The 20829-nt window shown below is 43.0% G+C and carries 19 protein-coding genes; 11 read left to right on the top strand and 8 right to left on the bottom strand.

The features are described from left to right. Positions 1-5: 5 nt before the first annotated feature. Complete coding sequence (locus JWQ85_RS06795; protein ID WP_299465895.1) at positions 6-317, bottom strand: hypothetical protein; 312 nt, start codon at positions 315-317, stop codon at positions 6-8. After that, positions 277-1641: a DEAD/DEAH box helicase gene (locus tag JWQ85_RS06800; RefSeq protein WP_299465898.1), complete on the bottom strand. Its 1365-nt coding sequence runs from the start codon at positions 1639-1641 to the stop codon at positions 277-279. The genes JWQ85_RS06795 and JWQ85_RS06800 overlap by 41 nt, the downstream gene beginning before the upstream one ends. A gap of 210 nt (positions 1642-1851) precedes the next feature. Between JWQ85_RS06800 and JWQ85_RS06805 the strand changes: the two genes are divergently transcribed. Together JWQ85_RS06805 and JWQ85_RS06810 are read left to right on the top strand one after the other, a co-directional pair. Then, on the top strand, positions 1852-2490 hold the full coding sequence (locus JWQ85_RS06805) for a hypothetical protein (RefSeq protein ID WP_299465901.1): 639 nt from the start codon (positions 1852-1854) through the stop codon (positions 2488-2490). Between the two features lie 119 nt (positions 2491-2609). Continuing rightward, positions 2610-3944, top strand: coding sequence for a dihydroorotase (locus JWQ85_RS06810; RefSeq protein ID WP_299465904.1), 1335 nt, complete (start codon positions 2610-2612; stop codon positions 3942-3944). Between the two features lie 78 nt (positions 3945-4022). On the opposite strand, the gene JWQ85_RS06815 is transcribed toward JWQ85_RS06810, so the two are convergent. The 4 genes from JWQ85_RS06815 to JWQ85_RS06830 all read right to left on the bottom strand — a co-directional run bounded on the left by JWQ85_RS06815 (position 4023) and on the right by JWQ85_RS06830 (position 6563). Then, positions 4023-4484 carry a GyrI-like domain-containing protein gene (locus JWQ85_RS06815; protein WP_299465907.1) on the bottom strand — a complete coding sequence of 154 codons (462 nt, stop codon included), beginning with the start codon at positions 4482-4484 and terminating at the stop codon, positions 4023-4025. A 71-nt stretch (positions 4485-4555) separates the two neighbouring features. After that, positions 4556-4981 carry an SRPBCC domain-containing protein gene (locus JWQ85_RS06820; RefSeq protein WP_299465910.1) on the bottom strand — a complete coding sequence of 142 codons (426 nt, stop codon included), beginning with the start codon at positions 4979-4981 and terminating at the stop codon, positions 4556-4558. A gap of 12 nt (positions 4982-4993) precedes the next feature. After that, positions 4994-5440: an EVE domain-containing protein gene (locus JWQ85_RS06825; RefSeq protein ID WP_299465913.1), complete on the bottom strand. Its 447-nt coding sequence runs from the start codon at positions 5438-5440 to the stop codon at positions 4994-4996. A 166-nt stretch (positions 5441-5606) separates the two neighbouring features. Then, positions 5607-6563 carry a YafY family protein gene (locus tag JWQ85_RS06830; protein WP_299465916.1) on the bottom strand — a complete coding sequence of 319 codons (957 nt, stop codon included), beginning with the start codon at positions 6561-6563 and terminating at the stop codon, positions 5607-5609. A gap of 53 nt (positions 6564-6616) precedes the next feature. Here JWQ85_RS06830 and JWQ85_RS06835 point away from each other — a divergent pair, with 53 nt between their 5' ends. From JWQ85_RS06835 to JWQ85_RS06875, 9 genes are all read left to right on the top strand, one after another. Further along, positions 6617-7057, top strand: a complete 441-nt coding sequence (locus JWQ85_RS06835; protein ID WP_299465919.1) for a DUF2007 domain-containing protein — start codon at positions 6617-6619, stop codon at positions 7055-7057. Positions 7058-7211: 154 nt separating this feature from the next. Beyond that, positions 7212-8231 (top strand): N(4)-(beta-N-acetylglucosaminyl)-L-asparaginase, encoded by a 1020-nt coding sequence (locus JWQ85_RS06840; RefSeq protein ID WP_299465921.1) that lies wholly within the window; start codon positions 7212-7214, stop codon positions 8229-8231. 97 nt (positions 8232-8328) lie between these two features. After that, positions 8329-9090, top strand: a complete 762-nt coding sequence (locus tag JWQ85_RS06845; protein WP_299465924.1) for a copper homeostasis protein CutC — start codon at positions 8329-8331, stop codon at positions 9088-9090. Between the two features lie 249 nt (positions 9091-9339). Further along, on the top strand, positions 9340-11433 hold the full coding sequence (locus JWQ85_RS06850; RefSeq protein WP_299465926.1) for a nitrite reductase: 2094 nt from the start codon (positions 9340-9342) through the stop codon (positions 11431-11433). Then, complete coding sequence (gene cobA, locus JWQ85_RS06855; RefSeq protein WP_299465929.1) at positions 11430-12218, top strand: uroporphyrinogen-III C-methyltransferase; 789 nt, start codon at positions 11430-11432, stop codon at positions 12216-12218. Before JWQ85_RS06850 ends, cobA begins: the two co-directional genes overlap by 4 nt. Further along, positions 12196-13707, top strand: a complete 1512-nt coding sequence (locus tag JWQ85_RS06860; RefSeq protein WP_299465932.1) for a TSUP family transporter — start codon at positions 12196-12198, stop codon at positions 13705-13707. The genes cobA and JWQ85_RS06860 overlap by 23 nt, the downstream gene beginning before the upstream one ends. Positions 13708-13716: 9 nt before the next feature. Then, entirely contained in the window at positions 13717-14427 is a 711-nt protein-coding gene (locus tag JWQ85_RS06865; RefSeq protein ID WP_299465947.1) for a phosphoadenylyl-sulfate reductase, read from the top strand. Beyond that, on the top strand, positions 14424-15329 hold the full coding sequence (gene cysD / locus JWQ85_RS06870) for a sulfate adenylyltransferase subunit CysD (protein WP_299465935.1): 906 nt from the start codon (positions 14424-14426) through the stop codon (positions 15327-15329). The genes JWQ85_RS06865 and cysD overlap by 4 nt, the downstream gene beginning before the upstream one ends. Positions 15330-15463: 134 nt before the next feature. Beyond that, entirely contained in the window at positions 15464-16714 is a 1251-nt protein-coding gene (locus JWQ85_RS06875; RefSeq protein WP_299465938.1) for a GTP-binding protein, read from the top strand. Between the two features lie 190 nt (positions 16715-16904). Here the strand turns inward: JWQ85_RS06875 and JWQ85_RS06880 are convergent, their stop codons facing one another. Then, on the bottom strand, positions 16905-17489 hold the full coding sequence (locus tag JWQ85_RS06880; RefSeq protein ID WP_299465941.1) for a hypothetical protein: 585 nt from the start codon (positions 17487-17489) through the stop codon (positions 16905-16907). A gap of 116 nt (positions 17490-17605) precedes the next feature. Further along, a complete protein-coding gene (locus JWQ85_RS06885; protein WP_299465944.1) occupies positions 17606-20560 on the bottom strand; it encodes a TonB-dependent receptor in 2955 nt (984 codons plus the stop codon). Positions 20561-20829: the final 269 nt, after the last annotated feature.

Here is a 20829-nt window from a genome sequence, read left to right on the forward strand (position 1 = left end):
ACGTGTTATTTAACAAGAAAAAATATTATCAGCACCAAAGTTATAAAGCTTAGCTCTACAATCCATAGTTTTTTGGTTTCGGAGAAGAAATTACGGAAAATTATATCCAGCAATGACACAACTACCGCAAACAGGATAAAGATCCAGCCAATAGTACCGCTCCAGTGCTCGTATGGGCTGCCTGTAATTTTGGCGCCGTTAATAAATATATAGCCGGCCAGTATAAAAAAGGCCGCGGTAGCAAAATTTAAAGGGCTTATCCTGAATTTTACCGGGTTAGAATCGTTTTTTTCTGCCAGATCGTTTTGCTCCGCCATATTGTTTAGCTGGTTTCTTGTTAGCACTATTAGGTTGTTTTTTAGCTTTTTCGGCTTCAAATTTTTTGATCTGTGTAAGCGTTTTCTTTTCGTGGAAAGCCCCTTTAAAATCTGGGTCTTCCTTACGCTTTTGCATATCTATTTCGCGTGCCTGGTCTTGTCGCTCTTCGTAAGGGGTTTCCTCAATAAATACCCCAACAGGGATATCATAAACCGGGATAGTTTGCCTTATTAGCTTCTGGATCTTGTTGACATAATACTCTTCTGACGGCACGGCAAAGGTAATGGCCACGCCAGAGTTATATGCCCGGCCTGTACGGCCAATACGGTGTACATAATCTTCAATTACCACAGGTACATCAAAGTTTATTACGTGGCTTACATCGCTTACATCAATGCCGCGCGAAGCTACATCTGTTGCCACCAATATCTTCACCTCATCGTTTTTAAACGAGTTGATGGAGTTGATACGCGTATTTTGCCCTTTGTTGGCATGCAGCACCTTCACTTCCTTTTCGCCAAACTTGCGTAGCAGAAACTTGAAAACATCCTCGGCAGCTACACGTGTTTTGCAAAATATCATCAGCTTTTTAATGTCGCCCTCTATATCAAGCAACGATTTAAGCAGGTTGATCTTGGTTTTAACATTGGGCACATGGTATAATTGCTGGCTAACCGTTTCGGCAGTAGTTGCCTGCGGTGTAACCTCAATCACGGTAGGAAATTCCAGGAAATTATGCGAAAGCTCCTGGATCTTCTCTGACATGGTAGCCGAGAAAAGCAGGTTCTGGCGTTTTACCGGTACAACTTCTAAAATGCGGTTTATCTGCGGCATAAAGCCCATATCCATCATTTTATCGGCTTCGTCCAGTACCAAAGTATTTATGGTTTTGGTGACGATGTGCCCGGCTATATAAGTATCCAAAAACCTACCCGGAGTAGCTACAATAATATCAACGCCTTTTTTAATATTTTCTATTTGTGTTTTGGGGCCAATACCCCCGTATAGCACAACAACACGCAGATCGGTATTTGCCGCGAAGGCTCTGATGTTCTCTTCTATCTGCATAGCCAGCTCGCGCGTTGGCGATACAATTAACGCACGTGGGTTATCGCCCTGCGCGTATTTTAGCTTCATTAAAATAGGCAGCACATAGGCAGCGGTTTTACCCGTACCTGTTTGCGCAATGCCCATTACATCCTGCCCGTTCATTATTGGCGGGATAGCTTTTTGCTGAATAGGTGTAGCTTCGGTATAACCGGCATCTGCAATAGCATTCAATATCTGCCGGTTAAAATTAAATTCTTCAAAAGTTACAGCCATAGCCGCAAAGATAAGGTTTTCTAATTAGAGCAAAGATGAAGGACGGAAAGACAAAGGATTTATAAGGAATGGCCGAAAAGAAATTCTCCTAAGCTAATCCTGTCCTTTTTCTTTTCGTCCTTTATCTATTATCTAAAAAGTCTGTATCATCCAAACATTTTTCTGCGTATAAGCCTCGAAGAACTATCTTCGCCCCCATTAATTTAAAACATGAAAAAACTTTTACTTACCGCAATTACCTCTCTTTTTATTTTCGGTGCCGTATTGGCACAAACCGGCAAAGGCCACAAATACCTTGGCGGCAGCTTTACTTTTAGCTATGATGAAGATGGCACCGTTCAAAACTACAATTTTGACACCGGTGTTACCCAATACCTTAACCACGACATTGTTAGCTTTAACATTAGCCCCGAGTTTGGTTTTTTCCTGAGCGATAAATGGGCAATCGGCATTCAACCGGGTTACTCAAGGGTATCTGGTACCGAAACCTCAAACTTCTACTCCAACTCAAATCCAGCAAACAACTATACCTACACCAGGAAATACCACACGGATATTGTTGGTTTGGCAGTTAACCTGCGCTACTATTGCATGCTTACCGATAAATTTGGTATTTATCCACAAATGGGTATCAGCACGTCGCACATAGCTAATAACTTTACCAATGGCCACTTTGCTGCTTATGCAGGGCCTAATGTGGTATTTTTCCCTACTCCCAAGGTTGGCCTTAACATGGGCTTTGGTAATATAAGTTATCAATATAATTACCTAAGCCACGGTAGTTTTGTAAACGCAAGCTTAAACAACAACTTCAATTTTGGTATAAATTACTATTTCGGAGGGAAATAGATTCAAGAGGTTAGAATCAAGAGCCAAGACAGGATAACCCTTTGTTTTGTCTCTTGATTCTTGACTCTTATATCTTGATTCTCCTCTAAGATTATCTTCTAAAAAACTATCTTTGTTGCATGTCATCAATCATCATAAAAAACGCCACAATAGTTAACGAGGGCCGCCAGCAAGTAGCTGATATATTAATTAAAGATGGTTTTATTGAGAAGATTGACGGGCAGATAAACACACCTGCCGATAAAGAAATTAACGCCGAAGGGCTGCACCTTTTCCCGGGGTGTATTGATGATCAGGTGCATTTTCGCGAGCCGGGATTAACGCATAAAGGCAACATCGCTTCAGAATCGCGCGCGGCAGTAGCTGGTGGTATTACATCTTTTATGGAGATGCCCAACACCGTGCCCAATACGCTTACTCAACAATTACTGCAGGATAAATACGATATAGCGGCGAAAAGCTCGCCTGCAAACTACTCATTCTTTATGGGTGCATCAAATGATAACCTGGACGAGGTTTTGCGTACCGATGCCAAAAACGTTTGCGGTGTAAAAGTTTTCATGGGTTCATCAACCGGGAATATGCTGGTAGATAATCCAACTACGCTGGAGCACCTGTTTGCGCAATCGCCCATGCTGATAGCAACCCATTGCGAAGACGAGGCTACCATAAAAAGCAACCTGGGACATTACAAGCAGTTACTTGGCGATAATATCCCGGTAAAACTGCACCCAAAGATCCGTAGCGCCGAGGCTTGTTACCTGTCGTCATTAATGGCTATTGAACTGGCTAAAAAGCATAACACCCGCCTGCATATTCTACATATATCTACCGCAAAAGAAACACATTTATTCAGCAACGATATCCCGCTGGCTGAAAAGCGCATAACCGCCGAAGCTTGTATCCACCATTTATGGTTTACCGATGCGGATTATGAAGAAAAAGGCAACCTGATAAAATGGAACCCCGCTGTTAAAACAGAGCAAGACAGGGACGAAATATTGAAAGCAGTATTAGATGGTCATATAGATATAATTGCTACCGACCATGCCCCACACACCATTGAAGAAAAAGCGCAACCTTACCTGCAGGCACCAAGTGGAGGCCCGTTAGTACAACACGCGCTGCCCGCCATGCTGGAACTTTACCACCATGGTAAAATAACGCTGGAACAAATAGCAGAGAAGATGGCCCACAACGTGGCAACCATTTTCCAGATAGAAAAACGTGGCTTTATCCGCGAAGGTTACTGGGCCGATCTGGCTTTGGTTAACCTGAATAACCCATGGCAGGTTAATAAAAGTAACATCTTGTACAAATGCGGCTGGTCGCCGTTTGAGGGTAGTACTTTTAAGGCTAAGGTGGTGAGTACAATTGTATCCGGCAATCTGGCTTACGAAAATGGCAGCCTTACCAACGAAAAAAGCGGACAAAGAATGACCTTTACCCGCTAAGTTTAATATTAGCCATCTATTCGCGAACTTTTCAGATCGGCGATAGATGCTTCAGTATGTTCAGCAGGACAAGCAGGACTAATCTACGGCCACATAAACCTTTGATTCAATATCTTCAAAGGCTTTACCAATAACATCATAAACATCAAAATCAGCCGTGTATTTTCTTTCGATGCCCGATTGCCAGATGCGTTGCCATGTAGCGGCAATATTAGCCGGGAACTTACCCACTGGTGTAAACACCATATATTTACTTGCAGGAATGGCCTTACCTGTAAAACCTTCGGGCAGGTATTCTATCGAGCTTACTTTGCAGCCTAAAATAGCAACATAGTAATCGTTATGATCAGATTCATAATCGGTGTAAACACAATACAGCTCATCCCCTTCTCTATCTTCCAGCTTTTCGGCCATATTACCTTGCGTAAAGGTTTGCCATAAGCTACCAATATCCTGGCTGGCCTGCCCGTCTTTATTAATAGTCCTTACAGATAAACCCGCAACGTAAAACATCGGCAGGTCTTTAATTTCGTGATCCATTATGATTTTGGTTTAGTATGTGAAGATAGATTATTATAATTATAGTTTCGCCCTTGCAATTACTGGTTGCATTATTTCTCCAGTATCTTTTTTAAACCATCAAACACCATTTGCCAGTTTTTTTCAGAGTGCTCTTTTGAAGCTTCATCTTTTATGTTGTCTTGAGTAATAGCTATGGTAGTAACCCCGTCTTGCTCATTAAGACCATAACTTATATCCGCGTAATTCTCGGGTTTATCTTCGGTGCCGCTCATGCTGCTCCAGTAGCTATATTTTACATACCAACCGGGCGTAATTTCTAATATAGTGCCTTTGTCTTCATACGTTTTTCCTTCCCATTCGCCGCTAAAAGTGATAGGACTGCCCACCTGCCAATCAGATTTTACATTAGTGCCGAAGAAATATTGTTTAACAATTTCTGGGTCGGTTAGCCCTTTCCATACTTCGGCCACAGGGGCTTTAATGTCAATTGTGGTTGTTAATGATAGCTTGCTCATAATGTTTTATAGTTAGATATGTTTAGTAATTATTGGTTCGCCGTTTATCATGGTCGATTTGATCAGCTTAAAATCATGCTCATGTATCTCAAAAAAACCAAACCTGAATTTAAATCCCCAGGCCTTCTTGTTTTCAATGAAATGTAAGTTGGGTATCAATGGTTCAATTGGCGTTTCGGTGCATTTATAAAAATTAACATTGCGGCGATAAGGCACAAAATCGTCACTCATTTTATGCTGATATATTTCGTCGCCTTCCACCTGCCCTATAGCGGTAAAAGCCTGCAATGGTTCTTTACCACCATAGGTTTGTTTGGGCGAATAAAATATAACCCAATCGCCGGGCTTTAGTTTTTTAAGCAGTGCTTCCTTGCCATGATTTGCCTGCATAAATCCGCCCTTAACCCCGCGGGCCAGGTGATCTTTTGATACTACAGCTATCCAATACCTTTGTGACATTTGTGTTGGCTTGAATTATTTAATACAAAAACTTAGCCACAAAGAAAGGTGGTGTATTGACAGCTGTATGTCAACAGGGGGAAGAAAAAAATTTGCAATAGCGCGTTTATTGAACCATCAAACGTGAGGGTGTGGAAGTTTGGACAAACACAGGCTGACTGAGTTATTACACTTCTACAGATGAATTCCGTCTCACAATACCTTCGGCTATTTCTGCTACCCTATCCTTTACTTTGTTTGGACTAAGCACTTCGGCATGGTCGCCAAACATCATGAACCAACGCGCAAACCCTTCAGTTGAGATGGTAAGGAAGGTCATTTCGCGGTACTTGGTGAATTGCTTTTCAGATACAAAACCGTGGTAATAGCGTTGTTCGTTTATATAACTGGATACTTCATTATCTACTTTTATAACGATGGTTTCCATTTTATTTTCGCAGGCAGTTTGGGCTATATAATCTTTAAGCGTTGGATGATTACCTTCAAAACTCATATCGGTCTCGGCAAGGGCTTGTATCCTGTCCAGTCTAAAATCGCGGTAATCGTTTCGCATCCGGCAATAGGCTATTAGGTGCCAGTAACTATCCAGGTAAAATATGCCAATGGGTTCAATGTGCCGGTTGGTTTTAGTTTGCGTATAACCAGCCGTATAATCAATACAAAGCACCTTTTTATTGGCTATGCAGTTTAATATGGTCTGGATATGATCGTTATTATTTACCCTGCGCTGGGTTTGGCTCTTCAATACCTCAATACTGCCATCCATGCTTTCCAGCAGGTCTTTCTCGGCAGTTTTCAATATTGCCCTAATCTTATACATGGCCGATTTATGCTGCGCGGCGGTAGAAGCATCGGTCATTTTCTCAACAAACTTTTCGGCAGTTAAAAATGCAGTGGCCTCCTCCCGGGTAAACATAATAGGCGGCAAACGATAACCATCAACCAATGAGTAGCCTACACCAGCCTCGCCAATAATAGGAACGCCCGCTTCTTCCAGCGATCGCACGTCCCGGTAAACGGTGCGCAAACTAATATTGAACCTTGCCGCGATATCGCTTGCTTTTACCACTCTGCGTGTTTGCAGCTGTATTAATATGGCAGATATACGGTCGATGCGGTTCATGCCCCAAAATAAACAAAAAAACTAATTACCTTAGCAGAAATGTTATATAAATAATGGCAGAACAACCCGAAGATAAGATCATCACGTTTGAACAGTATTATGATCCTATGCTGGCGCACATTATTCGTACCAAGCTGGAAGATAACGGCATACCCTGTTTTATTGCCGATGATAACATAATATCTGCAAACCCGATATATAGCAACGCGGTTGGCGGCATCAAACTAAAAATATTTGAACGCGACCTGGAGCGCTGTCGCGAAATATTGGCAGAAAGTGGCGACCTGCATGAACAAGACCATTTTGAAATTGACGAGGAAACCCACTCCCCTGTTATTTGCCCCTATTGCGCATCAAGTAATGTGCGTTACGGCCCTGCCACCGAAAGAAGAACGCATTGGTTTACAGCTTTACTATTTGTTCTGCTATCGGCATTTCCGCTTTATGCACGCAAATCCTGGCATTGCTTTAATTGCCGGCGCGATTTTGATTAAAAGCTCGAAGCCTCACCTAATCCTCTCCAAAGGAGAGGACTTTAAAAAGCATAGCATCGCCCTCTCCTTTGGAGAAGGCCGGGGTAAGGCTCTCTTATTGTATCAAAGCTGATACATTTATACTTATTATTGCCCTATTATTATATTTAGCCATATGTATGATCGCCGCAAATTTTTAAAATTAACCGCAGTAACTGCCTCTTTAACAGCTTTATCAAAATATACCCTTGCAAAACCTATTGTTCGTGCGGGTGCAGAAAAGTTTCCGATTGTAATTTCTACGTGGGATTTTGGCATTGAAGCCAATAAAGAGGCCTGGAAAACACTATCTAAAGGCGGCCGTGCTTTGGATGCTGTTGAAGCCGGGGTTAAAATACCCGAGGCGGATATGAAGAACCATACCGTAGGCCGTGCCGGTTACCCTGATCGTGATGGCCATGTTACGCTGGATGCCTGTATAATGGATGAGTTTGGCAATTGCGGATCTGTAGCTGCTATGGAGAACATTGCACATCCAATTTCGGTTGCGCGTTTGGTGATGGAAAAAACCCCTCACGTAATGCTGGTTGGCGATGGTGCCACCCAATTTGCCATTGAGCAGGGCTTTAAAAAAGAAAAACTACTAACACCTGAGTCATACAAGGCATGGAAAGAATGGCTTAAAACAGCCAAATATTCACCTATTTTAAATATCGAGAACAAACAACGCCGCCCGGGCAGCAAATACAACCACGATACCATTGGTATGCTGGCGCTTGATGCAAAAGGAAACATCAGTGGTGCCTGCACCACCAGCGGTATGGCTTTTAAACTGCATGGCCGTGTTGGCGATAGCCCTATTATTGGCGCCGGGCTTTATGTAGATAACGAAGTTGGCGGTGCTACATCAACCGGAGTAGGCGAAGAAGTGATACGTAACGTAGGGAGTTTTTTAGTAGTTGAGTTAATGCGACAAGGCTACTCGCCCGAGGATGCCTGTAAAGAAGCTGTTAGCCGCATCATTAAAAAGAAACCGCAAACCGCTAAAGAGATACAGGTAGGTTTTTTGGCTATCAACAAAAAAGGCGAATACGGTGCTTATGCCATTCAGGAAGGTTTTTCGTTTGCTGTATGTGATGATAAAAATCAAGAATTATTAATACCCGGCAAGAGCTTTTATAAAGAAACTAAATAATTATTATGGGTTATTGTGGGTGCTATATCAGTAACTCTTCCAAACATATTTCATCAAATGGAGTTTTGATAACCATAATCCCTACTTTTGTTACATAATGAACGGCGAACCATCACCTGTTATACTCGAAGTTTGTGCTAATTCGGTAACGTCGGCTATTGCCGCACAGGACGGTGGGGCTGCAAGGGTTGAATTATGCGAGAATTTAGCCGAAGGTGGTACCACACCTTCATATGGCCAATTGATACTGGCACGCAAGCTTTTACATATTAAACTTTACGTGCTTATACGCCCACGGCGCGGGGATTTCCTTTACACCGATCTGGAGTTTGAAGTGATGCAGGCTGATATCAGAAACTGCATTGAGGCCGGCTGTGATGGCGTTGTAATAGGCATGCTTAAACCTGATGGAAGTATTGATAAAGAACGCTGTACCGAACTTGTACGCCTGGCCCGCCAATGGGGACTTGGTGTTACTTTTCATCGTGCGTTTGATATGTGTGTAGATCAATACCAGGCCCTTGAGGATATTATTGAGATGGGATGCGAACGCGTACTTACCTCTGGTGGTAAAAGCACTGCCATGGAAGGTGCAACTATTTTAACCCATTTAATTGAAAAAGCGGCGGGCAGAATAGCCATTATGCCCGGCAGCGGAATCACCGAAACCAACGTGGCCGACCTGGTCCACTTTACCGGTGCAACAGAAGTACATTCTTCTGCCCGCATTAGCATGCCCGGGCAAATGCAGTATAAAAATGATCATATACTGATGAGCAACAACCCCGGCGATGAATATAGCATTGATGTTACCAGTGCTGATAGGGTAAGGAAGATCCTGGAAGCGGCAAACGCTTAATATGCTGGTTTAATAATTTAAATGTCACTTCCTATTTTTTTTCAAATAAATTCTACTAATTCCATATGGTATATATATATTTGGGGAATAGAAATGAATAACACACATTTAACATATTGCACCCTTCTAATTTATTGCTGTATGCAACAGGAGAAACCGTGGCTGTAAGTATGTGTAAATGAGAAATATACGCCTCTTCAGCTTAGCCGAAGGGGCTTTTTTATAAGTTTAAAGTAATCCACCAACAATATGCAAAGCTTCAGAACAGAACTGGAGAACCCGATCGTAGAACAGGACATTATCGACCTTGAACGGAAGATAAGGGCTTTTCGCGAAGGCAAAATTCACGACGAAAAATTTAGAAGCCTGCGCCTCGCGCGCGGCGTTTATGGCCAAAGGCAGCCTGGCGTACAAATGGTACGCATTAAATTACCGTTTGGTAAGGTTACTTTTAAGCAGCTTTTAAAAATTGCCGATATATCTGATGAATATGCAAGCCGCAATCTGCACTTAACTACCCGCCAGGATATCCAGATCCATTATGTTAGCCTTGACCGCACCCCGCAATTATGGGCCGAGCTGGAGCAGGATGATATTACCCTTCGCGAGGCTTGTGGCAATACGGTTAGGAATGTAACCTCGTCCCCTACTTCGGGTATTGACCCTCTGGAACCCTTTGATGTTTCGCCGTATGCACAGGCTACGTTTGAATACTTTTTGCGTAACCCCATATGCCAGGAAATGGGCCGTAAGTTTAAGATTTCTTTTTCATCAAGCGAAGCAGATACGGCTTTCGCTTACATACATGATGTTGGCTTGATCCCTAAAGTGAATGAAGCCGGTGAACGCGGTTTTAAAGTACTTTTAGGCGGTGGGCTTGGCGCCCAACCCTTTTTGGCAAGTGCGGTAGAGGAATTTTTGCCAGAAGACCAGCTGATACCATACATAGAAACAATTATCCGCGTATTTGACCGTTACGGCGAACGTAATAACCGTAACAAGGCCCGTTTAAAATACCTGATACAAAAAATAGGTTTGGACGAAGTTTTACGTCTTGCAGCCGAAGAACGCACTGCCATTAAGGTAAAAACCTGGCCTATCAACCGCGACTCGGTTCCGCAGCCTGTTATTCCGCCTTTAATTGCCTATCCGCAGGTTAATATAAGCAATCCGCTGCGCTACGAACAATGGTTGATAACAAACGTTTTTGAGCAAAAGCAAACAGGTTTTTATGGCGTATATGTAAAAGTGCCTGTTGGCGATATCCCAACCGATATTGCACGCAAAATGGTTGCTGCCATACAACCTTATGCAGCCGACGAGATACGCATCACCCAAAACCAGGGTCTATTATTAAAATATGTGCGTAAGGAGGCTCTACCCGCGCTTTACGAAGGTTTACATGCTTTAAACATGGCCACACCAGGCTTTGACAGCATTGCCGATGTAACCACCTGCCCTGGCACCGATACCTGTAATTTAGGTATCAGTAACAGTATGACCATGGCTAAGGTACTGGAGGATGTGATATTTAATGAATATGAGGATCTTATTTATAACCGCGAAATAAAGATAAAGATAAGCGGTTGTATGAACAGTTGCGGCCAGCACGGTTTGGCGCATATTGGTTTTCATGGCAGTTCGCTTAAGGCCGGTACAAGAGTATTGCCATCTGTACAGGTAATGCTTGGTGGTGGTACCGTTGGCAATGGCGAAGGCCGTGTGGCAGAACGTGTTATAAAAGTACCATCTAAACGAGCAACCCATGTTTTAAGGGCTGTGCTGGATGATTATAAAACATTATCGCCCGAAGGGGAAACATTCCATGCTTATTACGACAGGCAGGGTAAGGATTATTTTTATCGCCTGCTAAAACCACTGGCCGACCTAACCACGCTTACAGATGACGAATTTGTTGACTGGGGTCACCAGGAAACTTATGTTTCTGCAATTGGTGTTGGCGAGTGTGCCGGTGTGATCATTGATCTGGTTGCCACCTTGCTATATGAAAGCGACGAGAAGCTGGGCTGGGCCAAGGGCGCTTATGCCAAAGGTTTGTGGTCAGATGCTATCTATCATTCCTACAATACTTTCATCAGCTCGGCTAAGGCTTTGTTGTTGGATAAAGGCGTTAACAGCAGCACGCAGGCAGGTATTATCCGCGAGTTTGATACGCATTATGTATCAACCGGAGAGATTGATATAAATGGTACATTTAACGACCTGATATTGCAAATAAATAAAAATGAACCTTCTGAAGAATTTGCCACCGCTTACAAGCAACAGGCAACAGATTTTTTAGAAGCGGTTAAAGTTAAAAGAGAGGCTGTGTTGCAATCATGATATCAAGAAATATAAATAGTATAAAAGAACCACGTATTACCCTCGTGGGTGCGGGCCCCGGCGACGCAGAGCTTATTACCCTTAAAGGTATTAAAGCCCTGCAAACCGCTGATGTGGTTTTATACGATGCTTTAGTGAACGAAGAAATATTAACGTTTGCCCCAGCTAATGCTACCAAAGTTTATGTAGGCAAACGCTCAGGCGATCACTCTTTTTCACAAGAGAACATCAACAAACTAATGGTTGATTACGCCCTAAACTATGGTCATGTGGTTAGGTTAAAAGGCGGCGACCCATTTGTATTTGGCCGCGGGCACGAAGAATTGGATTTTGCTGCCGAATATAACATCCCTACCCAGGTTGTTCCGGGGATCTCGAGTTCTATTGGCGTGCCGGGCATGCAAGGTATACCGGTTACCCATAGGGGCTTAAGCGAAAGCTTTTGGGCAGTTACCGGCACAACAAGCGATGGTAAAGTATCTGCCGATTTATATCAGGCAGCCAAAACTAACGCGACAATTGTGGTGCTTATGGGTATCCACAAATTGGCGCAAATTGCACAGATATTCAAGAATGAAGGCAAAGGTAAATTACCAGTTGCCGTAATACAAAGCGGAACCACCGTTAATGAAAAGGTAGTTATTGGCGTAGCCGATAATATTGCAGGTTTGGCCGAAGAAAATGGCATCACCTCTCCTGCCCTTATCGTTTTTGGCGAAGTGGTTTCACTACACCCTAAGTTTAAACTGGTAAAAGAAGTTTATGACATTGTTACCAAAGGATGATAATTTAACAGACGTTCAGTCTGAGAAAACTCAGGGGAATCAATTGTTCCCGGTATTTTTAAAGCTGAACAATTTGCATACGGTGCTGGTTGGCGCAGGTAATGTTGGCTTGGAAAAGTTAACCGCCCTGCTGCAAAACAGTCCGGCTGCTACCGTCACTGTTATTTCTAAAACTTTTTTAACAGATGTGCACCTTCTGGCATCAATACACCCGCAGGTAAATATTATTCAGAAACCATTTACCGATACTGATTTAGACGGTGCCGACCTGGTAATTGCCGCCACAAATGATAGTGAGTTAAACAGTTATGTAAGGCAATCGGCCCATGACCGAAAGTTGCTGATCAATGTAGCCGATAAACCCCAACTGTGTGATTTCTATCTGGGTTCTATTATACAAAAAGGAGATCTGAAGATAGCAATATCTACCAACGGAAAATCGCCTACGATAGCCAAACGACTTAAAGAAGTTTTGGGCGAAGCGTTACCGGCCGAACTGGATATTACCCTGCAGCAAATGAACGAGGTACGCAATACCTTAGCTGGCGATTTCACCCATAAAGTAAAAGAACTTAACCGGGTAACCGCGGTACTGGTTGGCACGCAAAAACCACCAAGCAATAAAAACCTTAAGCTACTGGTTTGGGGTATGTCTATCGCTTTTTTGCTTATAGTGATTGCTTCGCTTTGGTATAGGGAGCCAGCTTTTAGAGGCTATGTGGAAACCATCCCACCTATGTTTTATTATTTCCTGGGTGCAGGTTTTGTTTTCGCATTGGTAGATGGTGCTATCGGCATGTCATACGGGGTAACATCAACCACGTTTTCTCTTTCTATGGGCATCCCTCCGGCTTCGGCAAGTATGGGTGTGCACTTGTCCGAAATTATGAGCAACGGTATTGCCGGCTGGATGCATTACCGCATGGGCAACGTAAACTGGAAACTGTTTAAACTGTTGCTGTTACCAGGCGTTATTGGCGCGGTTACAGGCGCATACCTGTTATCCTCGTTAGAGCATTATAGCCAATACACAAAACCTGTAGTATCACTTTACACTTTGATATTAGGTTGCGTAATATTATCAAAAGCCATTAACCTGAATCGTAAACGCACTAAAGCTAAAATAAAAAACATCTCCTTGCTTGGTTTAGGCGGTGGGTTTATTGACGCGGTTGGCGGCGGTGGTTGGGGGTCAATTGTGCTGTCTACCCTGATAGCGGGCGGGCGTCATCCAAGATTTTCGTTAGGTACAGTAAAACTTTCGCGGTTTTTTATCGCGCTGATGGGTTCATTAACCTTCATCACCATGCTTAATAGTTCGCACTGGGATGCGGTGGCCGGGTTAGTTATAGGTAGTGCTTTAGCATCGCCTGTGGCTGCAAGGATCTCTAACAGAATATCAGCGAAAGCTATTATGTTTTCGGTAGCGGTTATTGTTATCCTGATCAGCATACGCAGTATTTTTAATTTTATAACAAAAATTTTATAAGTGGCAGATATAAGCTACATATCGCAATTAGTAAACGGGAAAGATTCTATAGCTGCATTACAAGCACTGGCAGGGCAATTCCCGGGTGAGATAGTATTTTCTACCAGTTTTGGGTGGGAAGACCAGGTAATATCGCACATGATATTCGCCAATAACATCCCTATAAAAGTTTTCACGCTGGAAACCGGCAGACTGTTCCCCGAAACTTATTATGTGTGGAACCGCACTATGGAGATCTACGGCCAGCCTATTTATGCATACTATCCGGATCATAACAAACTGGAAGCTATGGTGAACGCTAAAGGCCCTAACAGCTTTTATGAGTCAGTTGCCAACCGTAAGGAATGCTGTGGTATCCGCAAGATAGAGCCTTTGCACCGTGCGCTGGCAGGCAACCAATGCTGGATAACCGGCATCCGTGCCGAGCAATCGCCAAACCGCGAAGACATGAGCAATGTAGAATGGGACGAAGGCAATCGGCTGATCAAGTTCCATCCTATTTTTAACTGGACTTTAGATGATGTAAAAGCATACATCAAACAATATAATATACCGTACAATACATTGCATGATAAGGGTTTCCCCAGTATTGGCTGCCTGCCCTGTACAAGGGCGGTGCAACCCGGCGAAGATTTTAGGGCCGGGCGCTGGTGGTGGGAGGACCAAAGCAAAAAAGAGTGTGGATTACATGCAGTAACGTTAAATGATTTAAAAGAATGAGCAAATACCGGTTAGATTACTTGGACGAATTAGAGGCAGAGGCCATTTATATTCTGCGCGAAGTAGCGGGGCAGTTTGAAAAACCTGCGTTGCTATTTTCAGGCGGCAAGGATTCTATTACCCTGGTGCATTTGGCATTAAAAGCCTTTCGCCCGGGTAAGTTCCCTTTTCCGCTGGTGCATATTGATACCGGGCATAATTTTGAAGAAACCATTACCTACCGTGATGAAATGGTGGCCCGCATTGGCGAAAAGTTGATCATAGGCCACGTGCAGGACACCATCGACGAAGGAAAAGTTATTGAGCAAAAAGGCAAAAACGCCAGTCGTAATCCGTTGCAAACGGTTACCCTGCTGGATACCATTGCCAAACATAAGTTTGATGCCTGTATAGGCGGCGCACGACGCGACGAGGAAAAAGCCCGCGCCAAGGAACGTATCTTTTCGGTACGTGATGAATTTGGCCAGTGGGACCCTAAACGCCAGCGCCCCGAGCTTTGGGATATTTACAATGGCAGGATCCATAAAGGTGAGAACGTGCGCGTATTCCCAATAAGTAACTGGACAGAGCTGGACGTATGGAACTATATCCGCAGGGAAAATATTCCGTTGCCAACCATCTACTTTGCACACCAGCGCGATTGTATTACCCGTAACGGACAGCTAATGGCCGCATCGCCTTTCCTTAATATGGATGCCGATGATATAGTGGAAAAAAAGAATGTGCGTTTCCGTACTGTGGGTGATATGACCTGTACAGCTGCTGTTGAATCGTACGCGTTTGAGATAGATGATATAATTAACGAGATAGCATCATCAAAAATTAGCGAACGCGGTGCGCGTATGGACGATAAAGTAAGTGAGGCGGCCATGGAAGACAGGAAAAAAGGGGGATATTTTTAATAAGCCTCACCCCGGCCCTCTCCAAAGGAGAGGGCGTTAAAACTTTTTGAAGTCCTCTCCTTTGGAGAGGATTTAGGTGAGGCTAAAACATTAACAAATCCGAAATTGAACATTCGAAATCCGAAATAAAGAGAATGGATATACTAAAATTTATTACCGCAGGCAGTGTTGATGACGGTAAAAGTACATTAATAGGCAGGTTATTATACGATAGTGAGGCCATACTGCTTGACCAACTGGAAGCTCTGCATGCATCAAACCGTAAAAACGACGACGGGAGTATTGACCTTGCTATTTTAACCGACGGACTTAAAGCCGAGCGTGAGCAGGGTATTACTATTGATGTAGCCTACAAATACTTTGAAACTGATAAGCGTAAATTCATTATTGCCGATGCGCCCGGCCATATCCAGTATACCCGTAACATGGTTACCGGTGCCAGTAACGCCGCATTGGCTATTATCCTGATAGATGCACGTAAAGGTGTTGTAGAGCAAACCACCCGCCACTCCTTTTTGGTATCGTTACTGCAAATACCACAGGTTGTGGTTGCCGTAAACAAAATGGATATGGTTGATTACAGCGAAGATGTATTTAAACAGATCATAGCCGACTTTAAGAAACTGGCTGCAAAGGTTAACCTTGATAATGTAACCTACATCCCTGTGAGTGCGCTTAAGGGTGATAATATTGTATATCCATCATCAAAAATGAGCTGGTACTTAGGCGATAGCCTTTTGCAGCATTTAGAGAATGTAGAGATAACGATTGACGATTCATCTGCACATGCAAGGCTGCCGGTACAATGGGTAGTTAGGCCCCAAACGGATGCACTACACGATTACCGTGGTTATGCCGGCCGTGTATCAAGCGGGTCATTTAAGGTAAATGATAAGGTAACGGTGCTGCCATCGGGTTTTAGTTCTACCATTTCTAAAATTGAGGTGTATGATAAGCAGCCCGAAGAAGCACTTGCGGGCATGTCTGTAACGGTGCACCTGCAGGATAATATTGATATAAGCCGTGGCGATATCATTGTGAACAGTGCCGGGCAACCGCAACTAAGCAATGTTATAGAAGCCGACCTATGCTGGATGGATACCCGTCCGCTGGATACTTCCCTTACTTATTTGGTACAGCATAATACAAAAACTATCCGCTGCAAAATACAGGAGATCATTTACAAAGTGAACATTAACACCCTGGAAAAAGATTTTGACGAGGAATTTAAACTGAATGATATTGGCCGCATTGTTATTAAAACTGCCGAACCTTTAGCCTTCGACCCATACCAGGTAAATAAAGCCAATGGCGGCGCTATAATTATTGATAGCCGCACCAATGTAACCGTAGGTGCGCTAATGCTGCGCCAGTCGGTAGAGTAAGAATAATTCCAATTATTATATAAACCGTTAAGTGAAGTAAGAATACCCTGTGCGAGGTGCAACTCGTCCAGGGTTCTTGCATTTTAGGGGGTATTGTCGTCCTACTCCCTGTCATTTCGAACGAACGCAGTGAGGAGAAATCTTTTACACTTTGCATCCCATTATGCAAATTCACCGCCGCCCCTTGTAATTAATGAAATTTGATCTTATTTATCTTCACATTTAAGAAGAATGGGAAAGTATACTCGCCAGACTTCTTAAACTTTAAAGAAGTTTTAGTACTGTCTAAAACAGCATACTGTATGTTTTCTTCATTACTTCTTAAAGAAGAGTATTTTAATTTTACTGTATCTTTATTTATCGTATATGTTCCGGTTTCTTCATCAACACCAAAACAAACGCTTCTCATTTTAAACCTGCCGCTTTCCTTTAGCATAAGGGTAGTCATACAGTTTGCAACCCCCTCTCTTTCCGCAACCAACACGTTTTCACTTTCAAATACCCTATAGTCGATCAGGCCAAAAGGGCGCAATACCACCAATATTAAAAGTACTATCACAAGACCAACTCTATAGATCCTCTGCTTATCTCTGAATCGTTCTCTTACTGATAAATAGATTTGGCGGAATACTTGAAAAACAAGTACCAGGAAAGTGATTGCGAATACAAGTGTTAGTGGTATCGCAAAACCACCAAGCATCCCCTCCCAAAAATACTGTGTATTTATTAGCAAAAAAAGCGATAGTGTGACAAGAAGCAGTCTGCTTTTAAACATAATACGTGATATAATTTAAGCAGTTAAATATAGCTTTTAAAAGCAAAAAAAGCGGGCAGCTCGCCCGCCCGCTTTTCGAAAAACTAAATTATACCTAAAAAAACAAATAGGATCTTTTATTTATTATCGCTCAACAGGCCGTCCAGCGTAACCGAGGCATAGTAAATGCCGCCGATTGTTGGGCCGCCTGCATACTGGATATATCGTTTGTTGAATATATCTGTAGCGCCAATTTTAAATGTTGCATGATATACCGGTACACGTAATGTTACCTGTGCATCAAGCGTATTGATAGCCGGCACAGTACCGGTTACCAACGGGCTTTCCCACAGGTAGCTTTGCTGCCATTTGTAAACCACATTAAAACCAAGATTCTTAACCACCTCACGGTTACCGAACGAGAGATTGCCAGACCATTCCGGCGTGTTAAATCCGGTTACGAAAATATCTGAAGTTTGCTGAGCTTTCAGCTTGTTAAAACTTACGTTACCCGATACGGTATATTTCTGATAGAAATTATAACTCAACCCTGCAGATGAACCGTAGTTATTATAAATGTTCTTAGCATTGGTATAAACACGATAACGGCTTTGGCCGGCGCTTGCGGCGTTGTTTGCAGTAGCTGTTGTAGGGTCGCGATTGATATCAAGCATGGCTAATACTGCAGCATCAGAGCCTACTGTGGCAGCGTTTGGCACAAATACCTGTACCTGCCCTAAAAAGCCATTATAACGATTAGCATAAGCATCTACATCAATAAACACCTTGTTATCAAAAAAGATCCCTTTGTAACCCACCTCAAACGAAGTGATCTGCTCCGGGCGTGCCTTTGGCAGATCGGCTACCTTCAATAAATTCCTGTTGGCTAAAGCTGTCGCATCATCGCCGGTTGTTGACTGTGCTTTAACCGCCGCGTTAAACGCGGTTACCGATTGTTGGGTATAACTATTATTTAAATATCCCAAACCTTCGTTTATAAATTCTAAACTACCCACACGTTTAACACGGCCATTATTTACGTAAGATAATGCCTCAAACAACGATGGAAAACGGTAACCATTCTGAAAGGTGAACCTAAAATTGTGGTTTGGGTTTGGCGAATAAACCGCGGCCAAACGTGGCGTAAATTTAGGGGCGAAATATGGATTGCGATCCCAGCGGATAGAACCAAATAGTTTCAGTTTTTCATCAAAAAAGGTTTTGGTGACTTGCGTAAAGGCGCCATATTTTTTGTAGGTAACATTCTCGCCAAAGCTACCATCGGGCAGTGGTGTGTTCCTGTCGGCAATTGAGCGGCTAAAGTCAACAAAGTTATTTCCATCTGGGATGATATCATAAACACGTACATCAGCACCAACCAGCAAATCAATAAATTTCACTCTTTTGGTCAAATCCCATTGTGCTTCGGCATTAAACATGTGGCTTTTTTGTACCAAAGCAGCGCCACCTGTTACTGGCGCGTTAGGTATCAGGCTCGATTTTATATCCCAGTTATTTATACCAATTATGGTTTTGCGAAGATCATTAAACGCTTGTGTGCCTGGTTCAACCCTGCCTGCATCAGCGGCAGCACGGGCAGCATCGTTAGCAGCAGCCAAATTTGCCGATGTTAAAGAGCCGCCATGTGTGTTGGCATATGATGTAAGCGCGTTTTTATAAGCCGTTCCCCATGCCGAGTTACTGGCGTGGTTCAAATCAAGGTTATCTGCTAATGGTTTAACGTTAAATGACTTGCCGGTGTTCTCTATAGATTCGTAGGCACGAACCAGGAAATCGGTACCCTTTAATTCAATTTTGTGGTTTTGTACAGTTGCACCATTTAGAGATATTTTATTACCGCGTTGAAAAACACCATCCATGTTACCATAGCGGTAAGTGTATGATAATTGAGTGTTCGGGGTAATCTTGTAAGCCAGTGTACCATCCAGTTTTAAGTTAGTAACCTTAGGGTCAACCAAATCAACCTCGTTATATCCGGTACGGGCAACGGTTAGGTTAGGCCTTGCTACGCCATCAACAACAATACCTTTTATAGATACCGTATTACTGCCCGCAAGCGCGTCATCACCATATTTGTTCCAGCCGTCATAAGCCGCATTGCTTGTGCCGGTAAGTTCCGGATAGGCCGGATTCGCTGTTTTTAAATTGCCGGGGTTTTGATCACGGCGGGTATTTGATTGCCAATCTTTTCCTGTTAAATAACTGGCATTCACTTTAAAGGCAAATTTATTATTAAATGCCTTCGCAAAGCGGATGGCAGTTTCATTTATAGCACTCGGGCTAACACCTATCCCATCTACGTGGTTAATACCTGTACGGTGGTAAAAGCTAAGTCCCTGCGTTTTAAATGGATCTTTAGTGAATAAATTCGATAAGCCATTAATAGCATTTGTACCATACAAGGCCGCGGCAGCACCGGGTGTTAGCTCAATACTTGCTATATCCAGTTCGGTGGGGCCAATGGCATTTCCAAGTGGTACACCCAATGTTGCCGATTGCATATCCACACCATCTGCCAGTTGCATAAACCTGAAATTGTTGGGGCTGTTAAAACCACGCGTATTTGGCACTTTCATGGTGATACTGGTAGTGGTCATTTGCACACCTTTAACGTTTTCCAGCGCATCATAAAAACTGGGGCCCGGCGATTGTTTAAGCGCTGTTATGCTTAGTTTTTCAATAGCCACCGGCGAGCGCAACAACTTTTCTTCCCTGCGGGATGCGGTAACCACTACCTCATTTATAAGTAAGGCCTGTGTACTTAGCTGCACATTTAATGCACTGTTGCTATTCTTTATCAGAAACTCTTGCGTTTGAAAACCTATAGCGCTAAACACCAAGGTAAACGGCAGCTTAGCATTGGTTTGCAAGGTAAATCTACCGGTACTATCTGTAGCGGTTTTATTGTTGGTCCCTTTTATAGTTACGGTTGTGCCTATAAGCGGCTGCCCGTGTTCGTCGTTAACTTTACCGCTTAACGCGTAGTTCCCGTTCAGTTGGGCCAGGGCCACACTCGGGACAAGTGTCAAAAAAAGCGCAATGAGCTTTAAGAAATTTTTAAAAGATTTCATGGAATAAGGTTGAAAGAAAATTAAAAAATGTGTTATTACGTATTGTTATTCGGGGTGGAATTAACAACAACAGCATGCAGTGTGGCTCTGCATTCGGGGCATCAAAACTAATGAGGAAATAGATAAATAATACATTGTCTATAGAATAAGTAGACAAAAATATAAAATCTTTTATAGTATCCAAATATTAATGTGAAAAAATAATATTTATAGCTTTAAATGATCAAATTCACTGCAAAACAAATTGTTATCAAGAAAAACCGAAAACC

This window comes from Mucilaginibacter sp. (genome assembly GCF_028288105.1).
In the GTDB taxonomy this organism is placed as follows: Bacteria; Bacteroidota; Bacteroidia; order Sphingobacteriales; family Sphingobacteriaceae; genus Mucilaginibacter.

Coding starts and splice junctions, on each gene's coding strand:
- JWQ85_RS06800 (WP_299465898.1), bottom strand. CDS start 1,641: ATGGCTGTAACTTTTGAAGAATTTAATTTTAACCGGCAGATATTGAAT.
- JWQ85_RS06795 (WP_299465895.1), bottom strand. CDS start 317: ATGGCGGAGCAAAACGATCTGGCAGAAAAAAACGATTCTAACCCGGTA.
- JWQ85_RS06885 (WP_299465944.1), bottom strand. CDS start 20,560: ATGAAATCTTTTAAAAATTTCTTAAAGCTCATTGCGCTTTTTTTGACA.
- JWQ85_RS06815 (WP_299465907.1), bottom strand. CDS start 4,484: ATGGATCACGAAATTAAAGACCTGCCGATGTTTTACGTTGCGGGTTTA.
- cysD (WP_299465935.1), top strand. CDS start 14,424: ATGAGCAAATACCGGTTAGATTACTTGGACGAATTAGAGGCAGAGGCC.
- cobA (WP_299465929.1), top strand. CDS start 11,430: ATGATATCAAGAAATATAAATAGTATAAAAGAACCACGTATTACCCTC.
- JWQ85_RS06835 (WP_299465919.1), top strand. CDS start 6,617: ATGGCAGAACAACCCGAAGATAAGATCATCACGTTTGAACAGTATTAT.
- JWQ85_RS06830 (WP_299465916.1), bottom strand. CDS start 6,563: ATGAACCGCATCGACCGTATATCTGCCATATTAATACAGCTGCAAACA.
- JWQ85_RS06875 (WP_299465938.1), top strand. CDS start 15,464: ATGGATATACTAAAATTTATTACCGCAGGCAGTGTTGATGACGGTAAA.
- JWQ85_RS06810 (WP_299465904.1), top strand. CDS start 2,610: ATGTCATCAATCATCATAAAAAACGCCACAATAGTTAACGAGGGCCGC.
- JWQ85_RS06860 (WP_299465932.1), top strand. CDS start 12,196: ATGACATTGTTACCAAAGGATGATAATTTAACAGACGTTCAGTCTGAG.
- JWQ85_RS06825 (WP_299465913.1), bottom strand. CDS start 5,440: ATGTCACAAAGGTATTGGATAGCTGTAGTATCAAAAGATCACCTGGCC.
- JWQ85_RS06820 (WP_299465910.1), bottom strand. CDS start 4,981: ATGAGCAAGCTATCATTAACAACCACAATTGACATTAAAGCCCCTGTG.
- JWQ85_RS06805 (WP_299465901.1), top strand. CDS start 1,852: ATGAAAAAACTTTTACTTACCGCAATTACCTCTCTTTTTATTTTCGGT.
- JWQ85_RS06840 (WP_299465921.1), top strand. CDS start 7,212: ATGTATGATCGCCGCAAATTTTTAAAATTAACCGCAGTAACTGCCTCT.
- JWQ85_RS06880 (WP_299465941.1), bottom strand. CDS start 17,489: ATGTTTAAAAGCAGACTGCTTCTTGTCACACTATCGCTTTTTTTGCTA.
- JWQ85_RS06845 (WP_299465924.1), top strand. CDS start 8,329: ATGAACGGCGAACCATCACCTGTTATACTCGAAGTTTGTGCTAATTCG.
- JWQ85_RS06850 (WP_299465926.1), top strand. CDS start 9,340: ATGCAAAGCTTCAGAACAGAACTGGAGAACCCGATCGTAGAACAGGAC.